The organism is Dietzia sp. Cai40 (genome assembly GCF_014145165.1).
Taxonomy (GTDB): Bacteria; Actinomycetota; Actinomycetes; order Mycobacteriales; family Mycobacteriaceae; genus Dietzia; species Dietzia natronolimnaea.
On sequence record NZ_JAALEB010000363.1, the window covers coordinates 1 to 3,763 of the forward strand.

4 protein-coding genes and 1 pseudogene are annotated in these 3,763 nt (G+C 72.0%); 4 read left to right on the forward strand and 1 reads right to left on the reverse strand.

The annotated features are described in order from the left end of the window. Positions 1-336, reverse strand: a pseudogene (locus tag G6022_RS13440) (hypothetical protein); the annotation flags it as partial. Positions 337-542: 206 nt separating this feature from the next. Between G6022_RS13440 and sigE the strand changes: the two are divergent. From sigE to tatB, 4 genes are all read left to right on the forward strand, one after another. Next, entirely contained in the window at positions 543-1,166 is a 624-nt protein-coding gene (sigE, locus tag G6022_RS13445) for an RNA polymerase sigma factor SigE (protein WP_179525588.1), read from the forward strand. Positions 1,167-1,421: 255 nt separating this feature from the next. Then, positions 1,422-1,688, forward strand: a complete 267-nt coding sequence (locus G6022_RS13450) for a hypothetical protein (protein ID WP_344393342.1) — start codon at positions 1,422-1,424, stop codon at positions 1,686-1,688. A gap of 10 nt (positions 1,689-1,698) precedes the next feature. Beyond that, complete coding sequence (locus tag G6022_RS13455; protein ID WP_347238185.1) at positions 1,699-3,255, forward strand: trypsin-like peptidase domain-containing protein; 1,557 nt, start codon at positions 1,699-1,701, stop codon at positions 3,253-3,255. Positions 3,256-3,347: 92 nt separating this feature from the next. Next, a partial coding sequence (gene tatB, locus G6022_RS13460; protein ID WP_182691757.1) for a Sec-independent protein translocase protein TatB occupies positions 3,348-3,763 on the forward strand: 416 nt, incomplete at its 3' end.

A 3,763-nucleotide genomic window follows, 5' to 3' on the forward strand; every position in this document is an offset into this window, starting at 1 on the left:
GGCCGCGCGGAGGGCGGTCCGGGCCGCCTCCAGGTGATGGGGATCGTCGGTGATGCAGGTGACCACGGTCCCGGAGCCCTGCTCGGCCGCCGCCAGGATCGCCAGGGCGGGCACGCCGGGAGCGGGCGAGATGCACACCGCGGTGCGGGCTCCGGTCAGTCGGGCGACCAGCCGGATCACCTCGGCGGTCAGCGCGTCCGGAGAGGCGGCACCCAGTTCGGCCGCGTCCGCACGGGCGGGGGCGTAGAGCGAGTCGTCGACCAGATCGGAGCTGCGGCGCGCGAGGTCGGCGAGCCGGGAACGGTCGGAGGCGGGGACGTCAGTCGAATCGGACACCCGAGCAGCGTATCGCCGCGCACGCGGACGACGTGTCCAACGCGCGGTGATCGGATCGGTATGAGACTCTCAGGGGGATCTCAGTACGGGTATACCGTGAGGACAGCCCGATGAGAGAGGGTGGGCACACGTCGTTCCACGAGGGGGCGACGGAACACCGCGCGGACGACTTGCGAGGAGCCCGCGCCGGAAGGCGGCGGCAGCGCATGTACTCGCAGACGGTGCACGAGACGGCGATCGCTCCCGGCGGTGACCACGACGAGGCGGTCGGTACCGCCCGCTTCGACGCGAGTGGTGACGCCGCCGACATGCCCTCCTGGTCCCAGCTCGTCGCCCAGCACGGGGACAGGGTCTACCGGCTCGCATTCCGGCTCTGCGGCAACGCCCACGACGCGGAGGACATCACCCAGGAGGCGTTCATCCGGGTGTTCAGGTCCCTGGACAAGTACAAGCCGGGCACCTTCGAGGGATGGATGCACCGGATCGTCACCAACCTCTTCCTCGACATGGCGCGGCGTCGGTCTCGCATCCGCTTCGAGGCGCTCCCGGAGGACGCCGAGCGGGTCCCGGGTCGTGAGCGCAGTCCGGAGCAGGTCCTGTCGGAGGAGACCTTCGACCCGGTCCTGCAGACCGCCCTGGCCAATCTCTCCCCGGAGTTCCGCGCGGCGGTGGTGCTGTGCGACATCGAGGACCTCAGCTACGAGGAGGTCGGCCGGATCCTCGGGGTCAAGATGGGGACGGTCCGCAGCCGCATCCACCGGGGTCGTTCCGCGTTGCGTGCCGAGCTCGAGGCGGCCGGTGTGACCGGGGTCCACCAGAGCGTCGACTGATCCCCCCGGGAGCTCCCGGGAACCACCGGAGTATCCCGTGCGTTGATCATCCCGGGCGGTCAGAGCCCGGCCCCGAGGGCAGACGGACGAGGAGGCGCGAGGGTGGACCGACACCAGTCAGGACGCGGGTCCACTCCCGAGTACCGGTTGTCGCGGGACTCGGTCCGTGAGGTCGCCGGGAGTACGCCACCCCCTCGATCAGAACCGCACTTCCTCTCCACCGACCACCTCTCCACCGAGGCGGCGGCAGCGTACGTGGACGGCTGCCTCCCGCCCGCGGGACAGGTCCGCGCGGACGCCCACCTCGCTCTGTGCCCGCAGTGTCGACGCGAGGTGGCCGAACAACAGGACGCACGTCGCGCTCTCCGGGGATCCGGGCCGATCCACATGCCCGGTGATCTGCGGGAGCGCCTCCGCCTCCTCGGGGAGGAGCCGACCCGGGAACCCACAGGCGCCCCGGTGCCCCCGCCCGGGAGCAGGTGGTCGAGGCTCCTGCGCCGCCTGCGTTCGTCCGGCCGTTAGGCTGGGGCGCGTGGAGGACGAGACTGGTGTGCCCGGACCGGCGGAACGGGACGTCGACCCCGACCGGCCGCTTCGCGAGCCTGCGCCGATCCACAGGCCCGTCGTGGACGAGGCCTCCGCCGAGCGCTTCTCCCGACCGCCCGGGGTGACAGGAGGATTCGACCCCCGGCGTCCACAGGCTCCGGTCGATCACTCCGCTCAGGACCGCCATTCCGGCCCGCACCGGCACTCCGGCGCGGCGGGCGGGCACGACGCCGACCCGGCACTGGCCGCCGCGTTCGGGCCGTCGGGTGACACCGTCGGTGGTATCGAGCGGCATCCGGGTTGGCAGGACCGGGTCGAGGTGCCACAGCCCGCCCCGCCCGACCCGTGGCGGGATCCCCACGCCCCGGTGGGGTTCGGAACCCCCGCCCTGCAGGCGGCGGACGAGCCCGGACCGGAGGATCTGTCGGGTGCGGACGTGCCCCCGCAGCCGAGGCTCTCACTCTCCGAGGCTCTGTTCGAGCGGCGACTGAGCAGGCAGGCGCTGGCAGGGGCGACCGCCGCCGTCGCCGTCATCGCCCTCGTGGGAGGGGGGATCGGCGCGGTCGTGGCCGATTCCGCCCGCGTCCTCACCACGTCGACGGTCCGCATCGCCGACGCGCCGGCGAACGTCATCCGGCCCGACAACCCGGTCGGTGAGGTGGCGCAACGGGTCCAACCGGCGGTGGTCCACATCCAGGTCTCCACGGCCTCGGCCCGGGGTGAGGGCTCCGGCATCGTCATAGACCCGCAGGGTTACATCGTCACCAACAACCACGTCGTCACCATGGACGGCGCCGCCGACAGGGCGGACATCGACGTCGTCTTCCCGGACGGGTCCAGGGCATCGGCCGAGTTGGTCGGCCGCGACCCGGCGACCGACCTGGCGGTGCTGAAGGTCGACGACGTCCAGAACCTCACCGTCGCGACCCTCGGTGATTCCGATCGGGTGCAGGTGGGCGAACAGGTCGTCGCCATCGGGTCGCCCCTCGGCCTGGCCCGGACGGTCACCGAGGGCATCGTGTCGGCCACCCAGCGGCCGATCGCCCTGGGGGAGTCCACCTCCGACGGGGACGTGGTGATCGACGCCATCCAGACCGACGCGGCCATCAATCCCGGCAACTCGGGTGGTCCGCTCATCGACGCCAGCGGGGCGGTGATCGGGATCAACACCTCCATCTTCACCCAATCCGGTGGGTCGATCGGGCTCGGGTTCGCCATCCCCGTCAACGATGTGCGCGACATCGCCACCTCGCTGATGAGCGAGGGCTCCGTACGTCACGCGACCATCGGCGTGAACGCGCGCAAGGCGGAGAACGGCAACGTGGAGGGTGCGGAGCTGGTCAACGTGCGGGAGGGGTCGCCCGCACAGGAGGCCGGGCTCCGGGAGGGCGACGTGGTGACGAGTGTCGGGGAACGCGGTGTCCGGTCCTCCGACGAGCTCATCGTGGCCGTCCGACGGGCGGGCGCGGACGTCGACGTGCCGGTCGAGGTCATCCGCGACGGTGCACGGATCGAGGTGACCGTCCGACCCGTACTCGCCTGACCCGCTCGGGGCCGGCAGGTCGCCGGCGCCGGTGGCCGGTCGTCCGAGGTCGTGGTGCCGGTCGGTGCCGGGACGACGTATCCTCGGAGGCGATGTTCACTAACGTGGGGTGGTCCGAGCTCCTGGTGCTCGGCGTGATCGCGCTCGTGGTCCTGGGGCCCGAGCGCCTACCCGAGGCCGCCCGCTGGCTGGCCTCGGCGATCCGCAAGGTCAAGGACTTCGCGGGCACCGCCCAACAACAGCTCCGTGACGACTACGGGGCCGACTTCGAGGAGTTCCGCGAGCCGCTCAAACAACTGAGCGACCTGAGGGGCATGAGCCCCCGCGCGATGGTGACCAAGCACCTCCTTGACGGCGACGACTCCTTGTTCACGGGGGACTTCGGCGCGGCCGCGCCAGCGGGAGGACCGCGGTCGACGGGTCCACAGGCGGCCGGACGCCAGTCGACCGGGCCACAGTCGACCGGGCCACAGGCGACCGGGCCACAGGCGACGGACGCCCGGGCGGC

Excerpts from the sequence above, each read along its gene's own strand:
- sigE (WP_179525588.1), top strand. The coding sequence starts at position 543 with ATGTACTCGCAGACGGTGCACGAGACGGCGATCGCTCCCGGCGGTGAC.